The sequence below is a fragment of the Methylocaldum marinum genome (assembly GCF_003584645.1).
Taxonomy (GTDB): Bacteria; Pseudomonadota; Gammaproteobacteria; order Methylococcales; family Methylococcaceae; genus Methylocaldum; species Methylocaldum marinum.
The window spans coordinates 1787308-1804336 of the sequence record NZ_AP017928.1 but is presented as its reverse complement, the minus strand read 5'-3'; the positions used below and the strand labels follow the sequence as shown (position 1 = coordinate 1804336).

Annotated in this window: 13 protein-coding genes; 11 read left to right on the top strand and 2 right to left on the bottom strand. The window is 62.2% G+C overall.

Going from position 1 to position 17029, the window contains the following annotated elements; translation table 11 throughout:
• Positions 1–78: 78 nt before the first annotated feature.
• Complete coding sequence (locus sS8_RS07855) at positions 79–1401, top strand: hypothetical protein (RefSeq protein ID WP_145986448.1); 1323 nt, start codon at positions 79–81, stop codon at positions 1399–1401.
• A gap of 130 nt (positions 1402–1531) precedes the next feature.
• Here sS8_RS07855 and sS8_RS07850 read toward each other — a convergent pair whose 3' ends face one another.
• A complete protein-coding gene (locus sS8_RS07850; protein ID WP_119629171.1) occupies positions 1532–2557 on the bottom strand; it encodes an HlyD family secretion protein in 1026 nt (341 codons plus the stop codon).
• Positions 2558–2642: 85 nt separating this feature from the next.
• On the opposite strand from sS8_RS07850, the gene sS8_RS07845 reads away from it, so the two are divergent.
• The 10 genes from sS8_RS07845 (at position 2643) to sS8_RS07800 (ending at position 14310) form a co-directional block, all read left to right on the top strand.
• The gene (locus sS8_RS07845) at positions 2643–3251 is read left to right on the top strand and encodes a TetR/AcrR family transcriptional regulator (protein WP_119629170.1); all 609 of its coding nucleotides are present in this window, start codon (positions 2643–2645) and stop codon (positions 3249–3251) included.
• Positions 3241–4677 (top strand): efflux transporter outer membrane subunit, encoded by a 1437-nt coding sequence (locus sS8_RS07840; RefSeq protein ID WP_119629169.1) that lies wholly within the window; start codon positions 3241–3243, stop codon positions 4675–4677. Before sS8_RS07845 ends, sS8_RS07840 begins: the two co-directional genes overlap by 11 nt.
• Positions 4674–5735 carry an HlyD family secretion protein gene (locus tag sS8_RS07835; RefSeq protein WP_119629168.1) on the top strand — a complete coding sequence of 354 codons (1062 nt, stop codon included), beginning with the start codon at positions 4674–4676 and terminating at the stop codon, positions 5733–5735. The genes sS8_RS07840 and sS8_RS07835 overlap by 4 nt, the downstream gene beginning before the upstream one ends.
• A complete protein-coding gene (gene rbbA / locus sS8_RS07830) occupies positions 5732–8479 on the top strand; it encodes a ribosome-associated ATPase/putative transporter RbbA (protein ID WP_119629167.1) in 2748 nt (915 codons plus the stop codon). The genes sS8_RS07835 and rbbA overlap by 4 nt, the downstream gene beginning before the upstream one ends.
• Before the next feature lie 2 nt (positions 8480–8481).
• Positions 8482–9606 (top strand): ABC transporter permease, encoded by a 1125-nt coding sequence (locus sS8_RS07825; RefSeq protein WP_119629166.1) that lies wholly within the window; start codon positions 8482–8484, stop codon positions 9604–9606.
• 23 nt (positions 9607–9629) lie between these two features.
• Positions 9630–10775: an MlaE family ABC transporter permease gene (locus sS8_RS07820; protein WP_119629165.1), complete on the top strand. Its 1146-nt coding sequence runs from the start codon at positions 9630–9632 to the stop codon at positions 10773–10775.
• Positions 10776–10794: 19 nt separating this feature from the next.
• The gene (locus tag sS8_RS07815; protein ID WP_119629164.1) at positions 10795–11553 is read left to right on the top strand and encodes an ABC transporter ATP-binding protein; all 759 of its coding nucleotides are present in this window, start codon (positions 10795–10797) and stop codon (positions 11551–11553) included.
• Positions 11554–11570: 17 nt separating this feature from the next.
• Entirely contained in the window at positions 11571–12563 is a 993-nt protein-coding gene (locus sS8_RS07810; protein ID WP_119629163.1) for an MlaD family protein, read from the top strand.
• Between the two features lie 11 nt (positions 12564–12574).
• Positions 12575–13189 (top strand): PqiC family protein, encoded by a 615-nt coding sequence (locus sS8_RS07805; protein WP_119629162.1) that lies wholly within the window; start codon positions 12575–12577, stop codon positions 13187–13189.
• A gap of 185 nt (positions 13190–13374) precedes the next feature.
• The gene (locus sS8_RS07800) at positions 13375–14310 is read left to right on the top strand and encodes an extracellular catalytic domain type 1 short-chain-length polyhydroxyalkanoate depolymerase (protein WP_119629161.1); all 936 of its coding nucleotides are present in this window, start codon (positions 13375–13377) and stop codon (positions 14308–14310) included.
• Positions 14311–14433: 123 nt separating this feature from the next.
• Here the strand turns inward: sS8_RS07800 and sS8_RS07795 are convergent, their stop codons facing one another.
• Positions 14434–16131 carry a di-heme-cytochrome C peroxidase gene (locus tag sS8_RS07795; RefSeq protein WP_119629160.1) on the bottom strand — a complete coding sequence of 566 codons (1698 nt, stop codon included), beginning with the start codon at positions 16129–16131 and terminating at the stop codon, positions 14434–14436.
• Positions 16132–17029: the final 898 nt, after the last annotated feature.

The following is a 17029-nucleotide window of genomic DNA, read 5'->3' as shown; positions in this document are numbered from 1 at the left end:
CGGGTTCCGAGCATGGACTCCTTCGGCGTCCGCGTCCGTCCCGGCGCACTATCGAGTCCAGATTACGGAGATCAGTTCGTGTTCAGTCCAGCTTGCCGATTTTCCGCCGTCGCGGCACTGGCGTTTTGGAGCGCCTCTCTCTCGGCGGAGGTGATTCATGCCGCCCCGGATAATTACAGGCAGATGATTTCGCGACTGAAACCCGGCGATACCGTGCTTCTCGCGCCCGGCGTATATCGGCAGGGATTGTGGATAGACGGGCAGAACGGAAGGCCGGGAAAACCGATTACCTTGGAAGGTGTCGGCGGGCGTACGGTGTTCGCCGCGAGACCGGGCAACGACACCATCGTGATTCAGGACTCCAGCTACATCACGCTTCGCAAGCTGGAAATCGACGGGCGGGGGCTGATGGTCAACGGCGTTCGGGCCTCGGGGCGGTTCGCTCATCACATCGTCCTGGAAGATCTGCTCATCCACAATCTCGGGCGGCATCAGCAATTGGTCGGAATTTCCACCAAGTGCCCGGCCTGGGACTGGGAAATTCGCCGCAATACCGTCATCGGCGCGGGAACCGGCCTGTACTTGGGAAATTCGGACGGCCATCAGCCTTTTTGGGGCGGGGTCATAGAACACAATCTGATTGCGAACACCATCGGCTATAACCTGCAAATCAAGCATCAGAAGCCGCGGCCGCGGATTCCCGGGATACCCCTGGAGCCGAGAGCGACCGTCATTCGCCACAACGTGTTCAGCAAGGCGGCCGGTGGTTCGACAGGACCCGACGCGCGTCCCAATGTCCTGGTCGGCCATTGGCCGTTGCGGGGACCTGGCGAAAGCGACGTTTATCTGATCTACGGAAACTTCTTCTTCGAAAATCCGAATGAAGCCTTGTTCCAGGGGGAGGGGAGAATCGCTCTTTATTCCAATCTCTTCTACAGTTCTCACGGCAATGAATTTCCCGCGGTCGCCATTCAGCCGCATAACGACATTCCGCGAAAGGTGAGAGTCTTCTTCAATACCGTCCTGCATCCGGGAACCGGGATTCGCGTTTTGCCTAAGGAAGGCGCCGGGGAATCGGATCAACGCATCGCCGGCAACGCGGTTTTCGCAAAAGATCCGATTCTTGGCGGGATACAGGCAGATAACTTGACTGCGGCCTATGCGGCGGCGCGAGACTATTTGCGGAGTCCTTTCGAGACGATAGGCCGATTGAGTCTCTTTCCCAAACCGGGCCGCCTGGAACGAGATCGGCTCGATCAGCACCGGTTTTCCGAGTTTCCGGATCTCGACTTGGACTTCAACGGGCGGCAAAGGGATGGCCGGTTTCGGGGCGCATACTCGGGGGCGGGAAGCAATCCGGGCTGGCGCCTTGCTGTCGAACTCAAACCGCGGGTACGCTGAACCGCGAGACCGTGCAGTGGAGCGGGCATTATTTCCCTGCGTGAGGGTCGAGCAGCCGGCTGCGTCGGCCAAGGCTTGCCGACCTTGGATCGCCGATCGCCGGGGCGGCATCTTGCCGGTCAGGGGCCGATTAGCGCACTTTGACCTTGACCACGGTCGAGAGGCCCGGCCTCAGTCGGCTCACGTCGGTGCCGGGCCGGAACAGGATTTTCACCGGCACCCGGCGCACGATCTTGGTGAAGTTGCCGGTGGCGTTCTCGGGGGGCAGCAGGCTGAATTCCGAGCCGGATGCGGGCGCGAAACTGTCCACGATGCCCTCGAACCGGCTGTCGGGGTAGGCGTCGATTCGGATGTCCACCGGCTGCCCGGCCTGCATCTGTCCGATCTGGGTTTCCTTGAAGTTGGCTTCGACGAAGAGCCCATCAAGCGGAATCAGATAAGCGAGCACGCTGCCGGGCTTCACCAGTTGCCCGACCTGCACGCTGCGATTGCCGATGATTCCGGCGAAAGGCGCCGTGATGCGGGTGTTGGCGAGATCGATGCGGGCCAAGTCCAGCGCGGCCCGGGCCGCCTGCAATCTGGCCCGGCTTTCGTCGATCTGGGCTTCCAGGGCGGCCAGGCGGCTTTCCGCTTCCTGTCGCGATGAACGATACTTTTCCCGTTGGGCCGCGGCTTGCTTATAGGCGGCCTCGGCGACATCGCGGGTTTGGGCCGAGACCGCGCCGTCCGCCGCCAGGTGATCGAATCGTTTCAGGTCTTTCGCCGCCCGTTCCAGGTCGGCTTGGGCAACCGCGATATTGGCCTTTTCCTGACGGATTTTGGCCTCTTGTGGGCGTTTTTCGGTTTCCAGGGTCTGGATACGCGCGGTCTCGATGGAGACTTGCGCTTCCGCCTGCGCGACCTTCGCCCGGAAATCATGGTCGTCGATGACGACCAGGAGATCGCCCGGCATGACCTTCCGGTTGTCCTCGAACAGGACTTCCTTGACGTAGCCCGTTTCCTTGGGACTGATCAGGCTGATATGCGCTTTCAGGTAGGTATTGTCGGTTGTTTCGAAAGGCCGGATAGCCTTGTACCAGTAACCAATGCCGGATACCGCGACGATCGTCGACACTAGAAACACGAGGAGGGTTCTCGGAGAAACGGAGAGACGCATGATCTGTGATTTTTTTACTAAACGGTTTAGTTTAGTCTAATCACCAACCCCACTCGGAAGCAACGAACACCATCCGGACGATGCCATGACAAAAGTTTCCCCATCCAAACGGCAGGCCATACTCGATGCGGCCAAACGAATCTTTCTCACGAACGGCTACACAGGGGCCAGCATGGACGCGATCGCCGAAGCCGCGCCGGTGTCCAAGCCGACGCTTTACAGCCACTTCCACAGCAAGCCGGAGTTGTTCGCCGCCGTGATCGCGGAGCAATGCGAGACCTTGCTGGTTACGCTTTCGCGCGTGCAGACCGAGCAGCCGAATCCGGCTGCGGGCCTGAAGGCCATCGCCCGCGCCTTCGTCGACCTCATCTACGCGAAAGAGGCCTTGAACCTGTATCGTCTGATCATCGCCGAGCAGCAGAACTTTCCCGACTTGGGCGCGCTGGTCTACCGCTCGGGGCCGGAGCCCGTGCTGAAACGGCTCTCGGTCTATCTCGGCGAACTGGATCGACGCGGCGCCTTGCGAACGTCCGATGTCGATACGTCGAGTCGCTTGCTGTTGGGCATGCTGCAGGGTGCTCAACACTTCCGCTGCCTTCTGGGCTTGCAGCCGGGTTTGACCGAGGCGGAAAAGGAACGCCTGGTCGAGGCCGCGGTTTCATTCTTTCTCAGAGGACACGGCCATGTGGGCTAAGATCGGTTGCCTGGTCGTGGTGACCGGCTTGGTCGGATGCGCGGTAGGACCCGATTACCGGAAGCCGGTGCCGGTGGTCCCGGCTCGCTGGCAGGCCGGAATAGACAAGGCCGCCGATCTGACGCCGATCGACCCCGAGGCTCTGAAGACCTGGTGGAAAAGTTTCGGCGACTCCGAGCTGGACCGCTTGATGGACCAGGCCTTGACGGGTAACCTGGATCTCAAGCTGGCGCTGGCTCGCGTCGACCAGGCGCGGGCTCAACGCCGGGGCACCCGTGCCGAGTTGTTCCCGAGCGTCGACGCGTCGGCGGGCGCGCAGCGCACCGAAAATCCGTTTCCGGGGCTCGCGCCCGGCATCCGCTACAATCTGTTCGAACTCGGGTTCGACGCGCTGTGGGAAATCGACCTGTTCGGACGCCAGCGGCGGCGCCTGGAAGCGGCGACCGCCGATCTGGAGGCGGCGGCGGAAGAGTACGCGCAAGCATTGGTGACGCTGACCTCCGATCTCGCGCGTACCTACATCGAATACCGGAGTCTTCATAACCAGTTGCGCATCACGCACTGGAACCTGGAGACGCAACGGCACACGCTGCAGCTGACGGAGCGACTGTTCGAGGAAGGGGTCGGGACCCGCCACGACGTGGTGCGGGCGCGGGCCCAGACCGAGACCACGGCAGCCGAGATTCCCGCGCTGGAGGCGGAACTGACGGCCGCTTTGCGGCAATTGGAAGTCCTGGCGGGCAAGCGCCCCGGCGCGCTGAAATACGAGCTGGAAGCGCCTCGCGCCGTGCCCATGGCGCCGGGCCGGGCGATCCTGGCCTCGCCTGCGGCGGCCATCCGCCATCGCCCGGACCTTCGCGCCGCCGAACGCCGGCTCGCTTCCGCCACCGCCATGCAGGGCGCCGCGATCGCCGAGCTGTTCCCGAGGATATCGCTGTCCGCCTTTTTGGGCTTGCGCAACACCGACGTCGAAAATTTGTTCAAATCGGCCGCTTTCTCCTACAGCGCGGGCGCCAGTCTGTTGCAGCCCCTGGTCAATTTCGGCCGTATCCGCGCCGGCATCGATCTGGCCGAAGCTCAGCAAAGGGAAGCGTATCTGGCTTTCGAAAAGGCGGTGCTGGAAGCGCTCCGGGAAACGGAAACCGCGTTGACCCGCTACCTCAAGGAAGAGGTGCGGCGGCAGACCCTGGCCCGATCGGTGGCGGATCAGCGCGAATCCGTCCGGCTGTCCCAGCTGCGCTATCAGGAAGGCGTCATCTCCTTCCTGGACGTGCTGGAAGCCCAGCGCGCGCTTTATCTTGCCGATATCGAGCTGGCCCGGTCCGAGGCGAAAGCGTCCACGGAACTGATCGCCGTGTACAAGGCGCTGGGCGGCGGCGCGAACGCACAGCCGGCGCAGCGCGAGACAGCAAAGGGGAAACTATGAGCGGACGGGTGAAGTGGGGTTTAATTCTGGCCGGCGTCGCCATCGCCGCCGCCGCGCTATGGTGGAGCTTGCGCCCGGCCGGACTGCCCAGGGGCATCGCGGCCGGTAATGGGCGCATCGAAGCCACCGAAATCGACATCGCCACCAAGACGCCCGGCCGCGTTGTCGAAATCCTGAAGCGCGAGGGCGATTTCGTGGAAACCGGCGAGCTGCTCGCGCGGATGGACACCGACGTACTGCGCGCCCAATTGGCCGAAGCGCGGGCCCAGGTTCGCCAGGCCGAGAACGCTTACCTGACGGCGCAATCCATGGTGGTTCAGCGCAGCAACGAACTGTCCGCCGCGGAAGCGGTCGTCGCCCAGCGCCGTGCGGAACTCGACGCCGCCGAGAAGCGTCTGCGGCGCTCGCTGGCCCTGGTCGGGGAGGGCGCCGCCTCACGCCAGCAGCTCGACGACGAACGCGCCCAGATGCTGAGCGCCAGGGCGGCGGTCAGTGCGGCGCGGGCGCAGGTCGCGGCGGCCCGCGCCGCGATCGAGGCGGCGAAATCGCAGGTGGTGGAGGCGCAGTCGGTGATCGCGGCGGCCGAGGCGACGGTCGCGCGCCTGCAGGCCGACATCGACGACGCCGAGCTGAGGGCGCCGCGCGACGGCCGGGTACAGTACCGGGTCGCGGAGCCCGGCGAAGTCCTGAGCGCCGGCGGGCGCGTGCTCAATATGGTGGATCTTTCCGATGTCTATATGACTTTCTTCCTGCCGACCGAGGCCGCCGGCCGGGTGGCCATCGGCAGCGAGGTCCGCCTGTTGCTCGACGCCGCGCCGAACTATGTGATTCCGGCCAGAGCCAGTTTCGTCTCCAGCGTCGCCCAGTTCACCCCGAAAACGGTGGAGACCGAGAGCGAACGCTTGAAGCTGATGTTTCGGGTGCGCGCGCATATCGATCCGGAACTCTTGAAGCGGCATCTGGAACAGGTCAAGACCGGTTTGCCCGGCGTGGCTTACGTCAAGATCGACCCGGATGCCGAATGGCCCCCCGAGCTCGAGGTCAAAGTGTCGCCATGAACACCGCCGCCGTCGGCGCGCCCGTCGTCCGCATCCAGCACGTCAGCCTGCGCTACGGCGGTCGGCTCGCCCTCGACGATCTGAGCCTGGCGATTCCCGGCAATCGGATGGTCGGTCTGATCGGCCCGGACGGCGTGGGCAAATCCAGCCTGCTGTCGCTGCTAACCGGCGCGCGGGCGATGCAGCAGGGCCGTATCGAAGTGCTCGGCGGCGATATCGCGGATAACGAACATCGGCGCGCGCTGTATCCGCGCATCGCCTATATGCCGCAAGGATTGGGCAAGAATCTTTATCAGACCCTGTCGGTGTTCGAGAACGTCGATTTCTTCGGCCGCCTGTTCGGGCAAGAGGAGGCGGAGCGTCGGCGGCGCATTGCCGAGTTGCTGGAAAGCACCGGTCTCGCGCCGTTCCGAGATCGCGCCGCGGGAAAGCTTTCGGGCGGCATGAAGCAGAAGTTGGGGCTTTGTTGCGCGCTGATCCACGATCCCGACCTTCTGGTGCTGGACGAGCCGACCACCGGGGTCGATCCGCTGTCGAGGGCGCAGTTCTGGGAATTGATCGATCGGCTGCGCGCACGCCACGCCGGCATGAGCATCCTGGTTTCGACCGCCTACATGGAGGAGGCGGAACGTTTCGACTGGCTGGTGGCGATGGATGCGGGCAGGGTTCTCGCGACCGGCAATGCGGCCGAGCTCCGCGCCCGCACCGGCGCGGAAACGCTGGAGGCGGCGTTCATACGGCTGATGCCGGAGCAAAAGCGCGAGCGCCACCGGCCCGTGGTCATTCCGCCGCGCGAAACCGGCGGCGAAAGGGAAATCGCGATCGAGGCGCATGGTCTGACCATGCGCTTCGGCGATTTCGTCGCGGTCGATCATGTCGACCTGAGCATCGAGCGCGGAGAGATTTTCGGTTTCCTGGGCTCCAATGGCTGCGGAAAGACGACCACGATGAAAATGCTCACCGGACTCTTGCCGCCCAGCGAAGGCGAGGCGCGACTGTTCGGCCGGGTGGTCGACGCCCGCAATCTGGAAACCCGCAAGCGCGTCGGCTACATGTCGCAGGCGTTTTCCCTGTATTCCGAACTGACCGTGCGGCAGAACCTGGAATTGCACGCCAAGCTGTTCCATCTGCGTGATGCCGAAATTCCCGCCCGCGTCGCCGAAGTGGCGGAACGCTTCCTGCTCGCGACGGTCATGGATGCACTGCCCGGCGCGCTGCCCCTGGGGCTGCGCCAACGTCTGTCGCTGGCGGTGGCGGTCATCCATAGGCCGGACCTCCTGATTCTGGACGAGCCCACCTCGGGCGTCGATCCGATCGCGCGCGACATGTTTTGGCAGCTGATGATCGATCTCGCACGCCGCGACCGGGTCACCATCTTCATTTCAACCCACTTCATGAACGAGGCCGAGCGCTGCGACCGCATATCGCTGATGCACACGGGCAAGGTGCTGGCCAGCGACGCACCCGCCGCGCTCATCGAGCGCAGCGGGCGTGCCACCCTGGAGGACGCCTTCATCGATTATCTGAAACGGGCGAGCGGGGATGACGAGGCGCCGGCCGCGCGTATGCCGCCTCCCGCGCCCCGGAACGCCGCTCCGGCGCACGCGGCCGCCGCCCGTTTCAGCCCGTTGCGGTTGTTCAGCTATAGCTGGCGCGAAACGCTGGAATTGCGCCGCGATCCGCTGCGCGGGGCGATTTCGCTGTTCGGCACCGTGCTCTTGATGTTCATCATGGGCTACGGTATCAGCATGGACGTGGAGGACCTGCGCTTTGCCGTGCTCGATCGCGATCAGACGACGCTCAGCCGAAACTACACGCTCGACCTCGCCGGCTCGCGTTATTTCATCGAGCGGCCGCCGATCGCCGATTACGACGAACTCGACCGGCGCATGCGCAGCGGCGAACTGAGCCTGGCCCTGGAAATTCCGCCCAATTTCGCCCGCGACGTGGCGCGCGGCAATCACGTCAGAATCGGCACCTGGATCGACGGCGCCATGCCCTCGCGCGCCGAGAACGTGCGCGGCTATGTACAGGCCATGCACCAGGGCTGGCTGATGCAGCAGGCGCGCCGCCGCGATACCGGCCGCCTGCCTTCCGGGGTGATCTCGATAGAAACGCGCTATCGCTACAACCCGGACGTCAGGAGTCTACCGGCGATGGTTCCGGCGGTGATTCCGCTCCTGCTGATGCTGATCCCGGCCATGCTCGGCGCGCTCAGCGTTGTGCGCGAAAAGGAGCTTGGCTCCATACTCAATTTGTACGTCACGCCGGTGACTAAACTGGAGTTTCTGCTCGGCAAGCAACTGCCGTACATCGCCATGGCCATGCTCAATTTCCTCTTACTGTGCGCCTTGGCCGTTTACGTTTTCCGTGTGCCGCTCAAAGGCGACTTCCTGCTGCTGACGGTGGCCGCACTGCTCTACGTGACGGCGGCCACCGGTCTCGGTCTCCTGATCTCGGCTTTCACCCGCACCCAGATCGCCGCCATTTTCGCCACCACCATCGCCACCATGCTTCCGGCCTCACAATTTTCCGGCATGCTCGACCCCGTGTCTTCGCTGGAAGGCGGGGCACGCTTGATCGGCGAGATCTACCCCACCACCCATTTCCTGACCATCAGCCGCGGCACCTTTTCCAAGGCCTTGGGTTTCGCCGATCTCGGTTCCTCGCTGCTGCCGCTTGCCCTGGCCATTCCGGTGATCCTGGTCTTGAGCATCGCATTGCTGAAAAAACAGGAACGTTAGCCGTGCGCACCCTGCTCAACATCTTCCATCTCGGAATCAAGGAACTGCGCGGGCTTGGACGCGACACCCTGATGCTGGTGCTGATCGTGTATTCCTTCTCGTTCCAGGTGTACGTTGCCGCGACGGGACTTCCCGAGTCGCTGCACAAAGCGCCCATCGCGATCGTCGACGAAGACCGCTCGCAATTGTCGACCCGTATCATCAACGCCTTTTATCCGCCTCACTTTCTGCCGCCCGCAATCATCGACTACCGGGCCATGGATCCGGGCATGGACGCAGGCCTCTACACCTTCGTCCTCGACATTCCGCCCAATTTCCAGCGCGACGTGCTGGCGGGGCGTCAACCGGCAATCCAGCTCAACGTCGACGCCACCCGCATGTCGCAGGCCTTCATCGGCAACAGTTACATCCAGAACATCGTCAACGGCGAGGTGGCCGCTTTCGTCGAAGGGTATCGCACGGTCGCCGCCCTGCCGGTCGAACTCGAAGTGCGCATGCGCTTCAATCCGAACCTGACCGCCGCCTGGTTCGGCGCGGTGATGCAGGTCATCAACAGCGTCACCATGCTGTCCATCATCCTGACCGGCGCGGCCCTGATCCGCGAGCGTGAGCACGGCACCATCGAACACCTCCTGGTGATGCCGCTGACACCCTTCGAAATCATGATGAGCAAGGTGTGGGCCATGGGGCTGGTGGTGGTCGTGGTGGCGACGGCTTCGGTCCTCTTGGTCGTGCAGGGGGCGCTGGACGTACCGATCGAGGGCTCGATCGCGCTGTTCGTCCTGGGGACGGCGCTGCACTTGTTCGCCACCACGTCCATGGGCATTTTTCTCGGCACGGTGGCGCGCTCGATGCCGCAGATGGGCTTATTGATGATTATCGTCCTGCTGCCCTTGCAGATGCTGTCGGGCAGCACCACTCCGCGCGAAAGCATGCCCGAACTGGTGCAGACCATCATGCTGGCGGCGCCGACCACGCACTTCGTCGCGTTCGCCCAGGCCATTCTCTACCGCGGGGCGGGTTTCGGCATCGTCTGGCCGCAGTTCCTTGCGCTGATCGCCATCGGGAGCGTCTTTTTCGTTCTGGCGCTGACCCGCTTTCGAAAAACCATCGGTACGATGGTATAACACTCGGCCTACGGGAGAATGCCATGAACGCCGCCAGCACAGTATCGGGCCAAGTCAATGTCGCACGGACTGACGATTCGACGGTGGCTATACGGCTGACAGGCCGCTGGAGCTGCGACGCCGAGATCAAACCGGTCGAGCAGGTGCTCGCGGACCTGGGCGCCCCGAAAAGTCTGAAACGTGTGCTGCTGCAGGCGCATGAGCTTGCAGGCTGGGATAGCCGGCTGCCGGCTTATCTTCTCAAGATCATCGATTATTGCGCGGACCGGCGTATCGAGGTCGATGCCTCGGGGCTACCCGAGGGGGTACAGGCTCTGCTCGAATTAGCGCGTGCAGTGCCCGAACGAGCCGGCGCGCGCCGTACGGCGCAAAAGAAATCCACGCTGGCCGAAATCGGCAAGGCTGTCCAGGGCGGCCTTAAAGACGCCAAGGGGCTGCTGGCTTTTATCGGCGAGACCCTGCTGGCTTCCCTGGCACTGGTTCGAAGCAGGGCACGCTTTCGTACCGTCGACCTGTTTTTATGCATACAGGACGCAGGTCCCTCGGCCTTCCCGATCGTGACTTTGATCAGCCTGCTGGTGGGCCTGATTCTGGCGTTTGTCGGTGCCGTTCAGCTGGCCCTGTTCGGCGCTCAAATCTATATCGCCGATCTGGTCGGCCTGGGCACGGTCCGCGAGATGGCCGCGCTGATGACGGCGGTGATCATGTCCGGGCGTACCGGAGCCGCTTATGCCGCGCAGCTCGGCACCATGAACGTCAACAGCGAGATCGACGCGCTCAAGACCATGGGGCTATCGCCGATGGAATTCCTGGTTGTGCCGCGCATGCTGGCTTTGATTCTGATGATGCCGCTGCTCTTTCTTTATTCCAGCCTGATGGGCATTCTGGGCGGAGCGCTGGTCACGGTCAGCGCATTCGACGTGTCATTGATCCAGTATTACAACGAAACCCGGAGAGCCGTGGATCTGACCGATTTCAGCATCGGCCTGTTCAAAAGCCTGGTGTTCGCGATATTGATCGCAACGGCCGGCTGCATGCGCGGCATGCAGTGCGGACGCAGCGCTTCCGCCGTTGGCGATGCCGCGACGGCAGCGGTGGTCAATAGCATCGTCTACATCGTGGTCGCGGATTCCTTGATTACGTTAATCTGCGATCGGCTCGGCATTTGAGCGGCGATAAGGCTGGACCATGAGTACACCTCATATCACGGTAAAGGACCTGACCATGGCTTACGGCGATTTTGTGCTTCAGCGCGATCTGAATTTCACGATCCATCAGGGCGACATCTTTATCATTATGGGGGGCAGCGGATGCGGCAAGAGCACTTTGCTCAAGCATTTGATCGGCCTGCAGCGGCCCGCGAAGGGCGGGGTGTTCTACGGTCGGCAGGATTTCTGGCAGGCCGGCGACGAGGAACGTGTCCGCACCATGCGGCGCATCGGGGTTCTCTATCAGAGCGGCGCCTTGTTCAGTTCCCTGACGCTGGCTGAAAACATCGCCTTGCCGCTGGGCGAGTTCACCGATCTGAGCGCCCCTGAAATCGGCGATATCGTGTCGTACAAGCTTGCCCTGGTGGGGCTCGCGGGGTTCGAGGACTATTACCCTTCGGAACTCAGCGGCGGTATGCAAAAACGTGCCGGTCTCGCGCGCGCCATGGCGCTCGATCCCGAGATTCTTTTCTTCGACGAGCCGTCGGCCGGACTCGACCCGGTCAGCGGCAAGTTATTGGATGATCTGATCGTCCGCTTGCGCGATAGCCTTGGAGCAACCATCGTCGTCGTCACTCACGAACTGGCGAGCATTTTCGCCATCGGCACCAACTCGGTTTTCCTCGATCCCGAAAGCAAGACTATGCTGGCGACCGGATCGCCCCAGGCGTTATTGGCCGAATCCGGCGATCCCAAAATCGTACGGTTTCTGACTCGGGGTGAACGGACTACGGTTTAGAAGAGCGGATTAGTTCCATGAGCAGACCCATTAGCCCTGTCGCCATCGGCGGCTTCACGGTCGGCGCCCTGGCGCTTTTGCTGGCGGCGGTCTTCATATTCGGCGGCGGACGGTTTTTCCGGACCGATACGGTCCGTTTCGTGATCTTCTTCGATTCCTCGCTCAACGGGCTCGAAATCGGGGCGCCGGTGAAAATGCAAGGCGTCAAGATCGGCGAAGTCAAGGATATCGTTCTGCAGTTCGATCCAAGGATCACCAAGATATACAAGCCGGTCGTGATCGAGATCGATCGCAGCAATCTAACGGGTCCGGAAGGCGTGGCGTTTCCCAAGGCACGGTCTTCCAAAGAGCGGCTGGCGAGCCGTGACCGGCTCGTGGCTGCGGGTTTTCGCGCTCGCCTCGAGATGCAAAGTCTGCTGACGGGACTGCTTTTCATAGACTTGGATGTGCATCGCGATAAACCGCCCGTGTTTACCGGCCTTGAATATCAGGGATTGCTGGAAGTGCCCGCCATTCCGACGACCGCGGACGAACTACGCAATGCGTTTACAGAGGTGGCACAGAAATTTAACGAATTGCCGCTGGAGGACATGATCCGGGATTTATCGATTAGCCTGCAGGAAATCAAGAACTTTCTGACCTCCCAAGACGCCAGGAGATCGACGGCTGCCTTGGCCCATACCCTGGAGGAAACGGAAAAGGCGGTAAAGACGCTCAACGGAAATCTGGCGCCGTTGCTGGCCAATATGAACCGAACCGTTGCCAACGCCAACACGCTCATCGGGGATGTCAGGCCCATTGTCGCCAACGCGGACAAGGCATTGATCGCCGCCACCGCCGCTCTGGACGGAGCGAGAGATTCGATGGCGAAATTGGACGGTGCCATCGGGTCTGAATCGGCATTGTACGAAACCCTCGATGCGCTCAAAGAGGCCGCACGCTCCATCAGAAATCTGACCGACTATCTGGAACGCCATCCGGAAGCGGTGCTTACCGGAAAGGGACACTAAGGAAATTCATCATGGCAACGAACCGGCTCGTTTTGCTTCCCCTGCTATCGGTCTTGATCCTGTCCCTCACGGCCTGCATTGGCGGGAAAACGCCTCCGCCGAAGTTTTATCTGCTGGAGCCTATCAGTTCTATCGAATACCAGGCTTCGGCCGGAGTCGGCCAAAACCCCGTCGTTTACCTGAAACCGGTTCGTATTCCCCACTACGTGGACCGGCCGCAGATCGTGACCTCGACTGCCAGAAATGCCTACGAGCTGAGCGAATTCCATCGCTGGGCGGAGTCGCTGGATCACAACATCGGCCGCGTGTTGGCCCGGAACTTCGGGATTTTGGTGCCGGCAGAGGTGAGGTTTTCCAACCCGCCGACTTCGGACGGCCGGACAAATTTCCGGGTATCCGTCGAGATCCTGGAATTTCATGCCGACCCGAAAAGGCAGGCCGGCTTGACGGCACAATGGCGGATAGCGCGAGGCGGGGACCTGCTTGTGGATCGACAAAAGTCTTACCGTGAGCCGGCCGCGATATCCGGCTACCCCGGTATCGTGGCAGCGCTCAACCTCTGCCTCGATCGGTTGAGCAGCGATATGGCGTCCGAGCTACGAAACTTGGCTTCTTCGAATCGGTAAGGACGGAAGCCGATACGCGCGATCGGGATCGTGCTCTTCGTTTCGGCACTCAACTGATTCCGATCAGTTTCGGCCGCATCCGGGCCGGCATCGGCCAGAAATGCCGGAGTGGTGTTACGGTCCTAATATAGGGTAATCTCGCTCTGTACCCCGAATTTCGTTCCATCAAGATCCGATTCGTACCCATGACGACCAAGCCGCACCGAGTCCGTTCCGAACCCCGAAGAGAAGGGCAGTTTTTGCCGGGTTCCTTCACCAATGAGGGCGGAACCCGCGCCTATAGACTGTACATTCCCGGCGGGAAGCACGCCCAGGCCTTACCGCTGGTCGTCATGCTTCACGGATGCGGCCAGGACTCTGACGGCTTCGCGGCGGCTACCCGCATGAATGTCCCGGCGGAGCGAGAGAAATTCTTCGTCCTGTACCCGGAGCAGGCGGCACAAGCCAATCCGTCGCGATGCTGGCACTGGTACAAGGGGGAGGACCAGGTACGGGGACGGGGCGAACCGTCCATCATTGCCGGCATGACCCGCGAAATTCTGAGTATGCACGGGATCGACGCCGCGCGTGTCTATGTGGCGGGGCATTCGGCCGGGGCAGCGATGGCCATGGTCATGGGCGTGAACTACCCCGATCTCTTTGCCGCCATCGGTGTCCATTCCGGATTGCCCTACGGCGTTGCCCATGATCTCGCCTCGGCCTTCGCTGCCATGCAGCAAGGGCCAGGTGCCGGTCTGTTCCAGCGGGAAAGCGTTATCCCGCCCGTGCTGAATATGCCAAGGGCGGTTCCCGCCATCGTGTTCCACGGGGACCGGGATACTACGGTTCATCCCGGTAACGGGGATCAAGTGCTGGCGCAATGGGCCGCGGTACATTCGGGTGAGCCGAGACCGCTGCAACTGACCACGAATCGGAGCCGGGTGCCCATGGGATACGCTTACACGCGTGCCGCTTATCACGACGCGAGCGGCCAGGCGCTCCTTGAGCAATGGATGGTCCATGGGGCGGGCCACGGCTGGTCGGGAGGAAATCCCGAGGTTTGGTACACCGAACCGCGGGGGCCCGATGCCTCGGAAGAGATGGTCCGGTTTTTTCGGCAACACGCGCAGGGCGAGCCGTAATTCCAAAACGCTTTCAACGAGGCATTCATTTCGATGTCGGGCTTTGCGTTCGGAATCGGTCCGGAGTGCCGTCGAGGGACAGGCTGCACGCCGCTCCGGACGAGGGGCGGCGTGCCGTGAGGCCTATAGCGTCTTCAGGAATTCGACCAGGTCCCAGCGTTCTCTGTCGTTAAGGCGGGTCCCGTAATCGTGCCCCGAATTGAGATTGCCGGGCAGGCGGGTGTCGAGCCTGAACGCCCGTGGTCCCGGTTTCGACACGAATCCCACCGCTTTCGGGTCGAACGCATGGCTACCGACATAGAACACCTTTCGGCGTTTCGCAGCGGGCAACAGCAGTTGGTACAGGTTCGCGACCGAGCCGTTGTGCAGATAAGGTGCGGTAGCCCAGATACCGTCCAGCGGGCGGGCGCGGTAGGCCAGGAGATTTTTCGGTGCGTAGGGCGGCTCGCCGGCAGCCTTGAGGCGGTAGCCCATCAGCTCTGAGAACTCGGCGTCGCTGAACGGCGGCTGGGCTTGTTCGATGGCCTTGGTCACAGCCATGCCCACCGCTATCGACAGCAGAGTCGGCGCCGGCAATTCGGAATAGCCGGTGTACGGTGCCGGCAGCAGCGGTGCCAGCTCGCCGGTGTATACCGTGCGGGTGGCAAAGTTGGACGCCATTTGAGGATCGGTGCCGATCTCGCTCAGGCCTGTCATATGGGTCCGGATGAAACTGGCGCCGAAAAGATTTTCCTCCGGCGGCGTCATCGGATAGCGGCCGTTCGCATCCGGGAGAGCGTGACAGGCTTCGCAGCTCGGTTTGCCGTCCAGGGGCGTGGTGTACAGAACGCGGCCGCGTGCCGCCTTCTCGCGATCGATAAGTCCCAGCAGAGATTCCGGCCATTCGGGTGGGGTCAGAGTACCGACCAGGCGTTCCAGCTCGAACAACTCTCTCGGGCGGGCCGAACTTTTTCCGAGCTCGGCCGCCGGTCCGGTCAGCGTGACATGGCCGAAGGTGCCGAGAACTTCGCCCACGTTGCGTCCGAAAGGGTTGTTGGCGGAGCCGTTCCATTGCACCCAATCCATGTACGGGGAAGTCCAGAGGAAGGGATAGCTGACCGGAGCGTTCGGCACCCTGCGGTTTTCCGGCTGTTGCAGATCGCGGGCGAACACTTCGTTCATGATGATGCCGAAGGCGTCCACACGGCCGTAACCATAAGGATGGGGCGGGGTGCTGCGGGCGGCGAATCCGGAAATCCAGTCCAAATATTCGGCAACCCGTGCTCGCAATGCCGCTTTCTCGGCCTTGCCCGGCTTGTTCAAGACCGCCTTGGCGAAGCGCTCGAACTTTCCCGGCTTTTCCAGAGTCGCCTGCAAGGCCTCGATCAGGCTTGTGGTGAGAGCAGTGAAATCGCCCAGGGTGGGCGCGCCGTCGATGCGGATGCGCTGGCCTCGATAGCTGATCTCGCCGGTATGGCAGGCGGCGCAGGTGAGACCCAGCCAATCCTCCCCGCCTTCGACCGGCTCCTTGGCGAAACCGATGGGCAGTCCGTCCGGGTTGGCCGCACCATAGGCGCCGTCGTCGACCAGGAAGCCCAGTCTTTCGATGTGCTTGGGGCTGTTGAACGGTTGCGTCCGATTGGCCTGCTCGAGCGCCAGGAACCAGGCGTACGGAATCATATACGAGCCCTGAGGCGTGAAATAAAACCGGTTCCGTTCCTCGCCGTCCCAATTCTGGCTCAGATAAACGGGCCGGTTTCCCTGTGGATATCCGTTGCCGGCCTGGACATCGCCGACAAATATTAAACCTAAAATTCCTAAGGTGAGTGCACGCGATGGCATCGTTCGTCCTCCTTGTGTTGGTCGGAAAAGCCGTCCTTGCTCCGGCCGCGTCCCGCCGAGACCGGGCTTTCGGCGAACGGATAGGCAGCCGCCGCTGTCCGGAGAACGCCCGTTCATCGCGGAGATGGGGTTGGAAACAAGGAACTCGCTATTCGAATTCGGCAGGAAGAGGAGCGGATGCCGGCGGCGTTTTCGTTCGTGCGAGCGATTAAGACCAACCGGTGATTTCTGCGCCTTGAGCGGGGACTTCCCGTGTCGGACCAGACGCGCCCTCCCTGACTCGATCCGTTTTGAATGCGGCACAGCCGCAAACATGCGTATCTTCCGTCAACTGAGGCAAAAGCCAATGTAGGCTTGCGCTGATTTTTTTGTAAGTCTTGGCTGATCAAGCCGACGGGCGTCCTCTTTGCGGCGAGCGCGGCGATTCGAATAGGACTTTACTTTACGCACAGTAATCTCGCTCATATGGCAAAAACGGCTTGGCGGAAGCCGTCGGCGCTGTCGCCCAGGGCGTCGATCCCGTCTTGGCAATCAGGATGCAACCTACGGGGGAGCGGCGTCATGTCGCGGATGGAATGCCGACCGACAGGGTGCCCGGAAGTAGGTCGGCAACCCTTTGCCGACGCAGACGCTTAGCCGGGTCATGCCGTCGGCAAGGGATTGCCGACCTCGAGTACCCGTAGGGTGTCCCCCCGATGCGAACGTTTTCCGGTTGAGCCGGCCTTGCGTGTCAGCAAAGCATCCGCTACGATCGCGGGCGGCCTGGCAGTTGCAGCAGCAGGGCGCTGTTTGATGCGAGTACACGGTTTCTGCAGCAGCCGACGGATGGCCGAGACCGCCGCATACCGGACGGATCACCTCGTTCCCGGGGTCTCGGTGCCGCGGCTTTTTCCTCCGG

Excerpts from the sequence above, each read along its gene's own strand:
- sS8_RS07815 (WP_119629164.1), top strand. The coding sequence starts at position 10,795 with ATGAGTACACCTCATATCACGGTAAAGGACCTGACCATGGCTTACGGC.
- sS8_RS07845 (WP_119629170.1), top strand. The coding sequence starts at position 2,643 with ATGACAAAAGTTTCCCCATCCAAACGGCAGGCCATACTCGATGCGGCC.
- sS8_RS07840 (WP_119629169.1), top strand. The coding sequence starts at position 3,241 with ATGTGGGCTAAGATCGGTTGCCTGGTCGTGGTGACCGGCTTGGTCGGA.
- sS8_RS07805 (WP_119629162.1), top strand. The coding sequence starts at position 12,575 with ATGGCAACGAACCGGCTCGTTTTGCTTCCCCTGCTATCGGTCTTGATC.
- sS8_RS07835 (WP_119629168.1), top strand. The coding sequence starts at position 4,674 with ATGAGCGGACGGGTGAAGTGGGGTTTAATTCTGGCCGGCGTCGCCATC.
- sS8_RS07850 (WP_119629171.1), bottom strand. The coding sequence starts at position 2,557 with ATGCGTCTCTCCGTTTCTCCGAGAACCCTCCTCGTGTTTCTAGTGTCG.
- rbbA (WP_119629167.1), top strand. The coding sequence starts at position 5,732 with ATGAACACCGCCGCCGTCGGCGCGCCCGTCGTCCGCATCCAGCACGTC.
- sS8_RS07810 (WP_119629163.1), top strand. The coding sequence starts at position 11,571 with ATGAGCAGACCCATTAGCCCTGTCGCCATCGGCGGCTTCACGGTCGGC.
- sS8_RS07800 (WP_119629161.1), top strand. The coding sequence starts at position 13,375 with ATGACGACCAAGCCGCACCGAGTCCGTTCCGAACCCCGAAGAGAAGGG.
- sS8_RS07820 (WP_119629165.1), top strand. The coding sequence starts at position 9,630 with ATGAACGCCGCCAGCACAGTATCGGGCCAAGTCAATGTCGCACGGACT.
- sS8_RS07795 (WP_119629160.1), bottom strand. The coding sequence starts at position 16,131 with ATGCCATCGCGTGCACTCACCTTAGGAATTTTAGGTTTAATATTTGTC.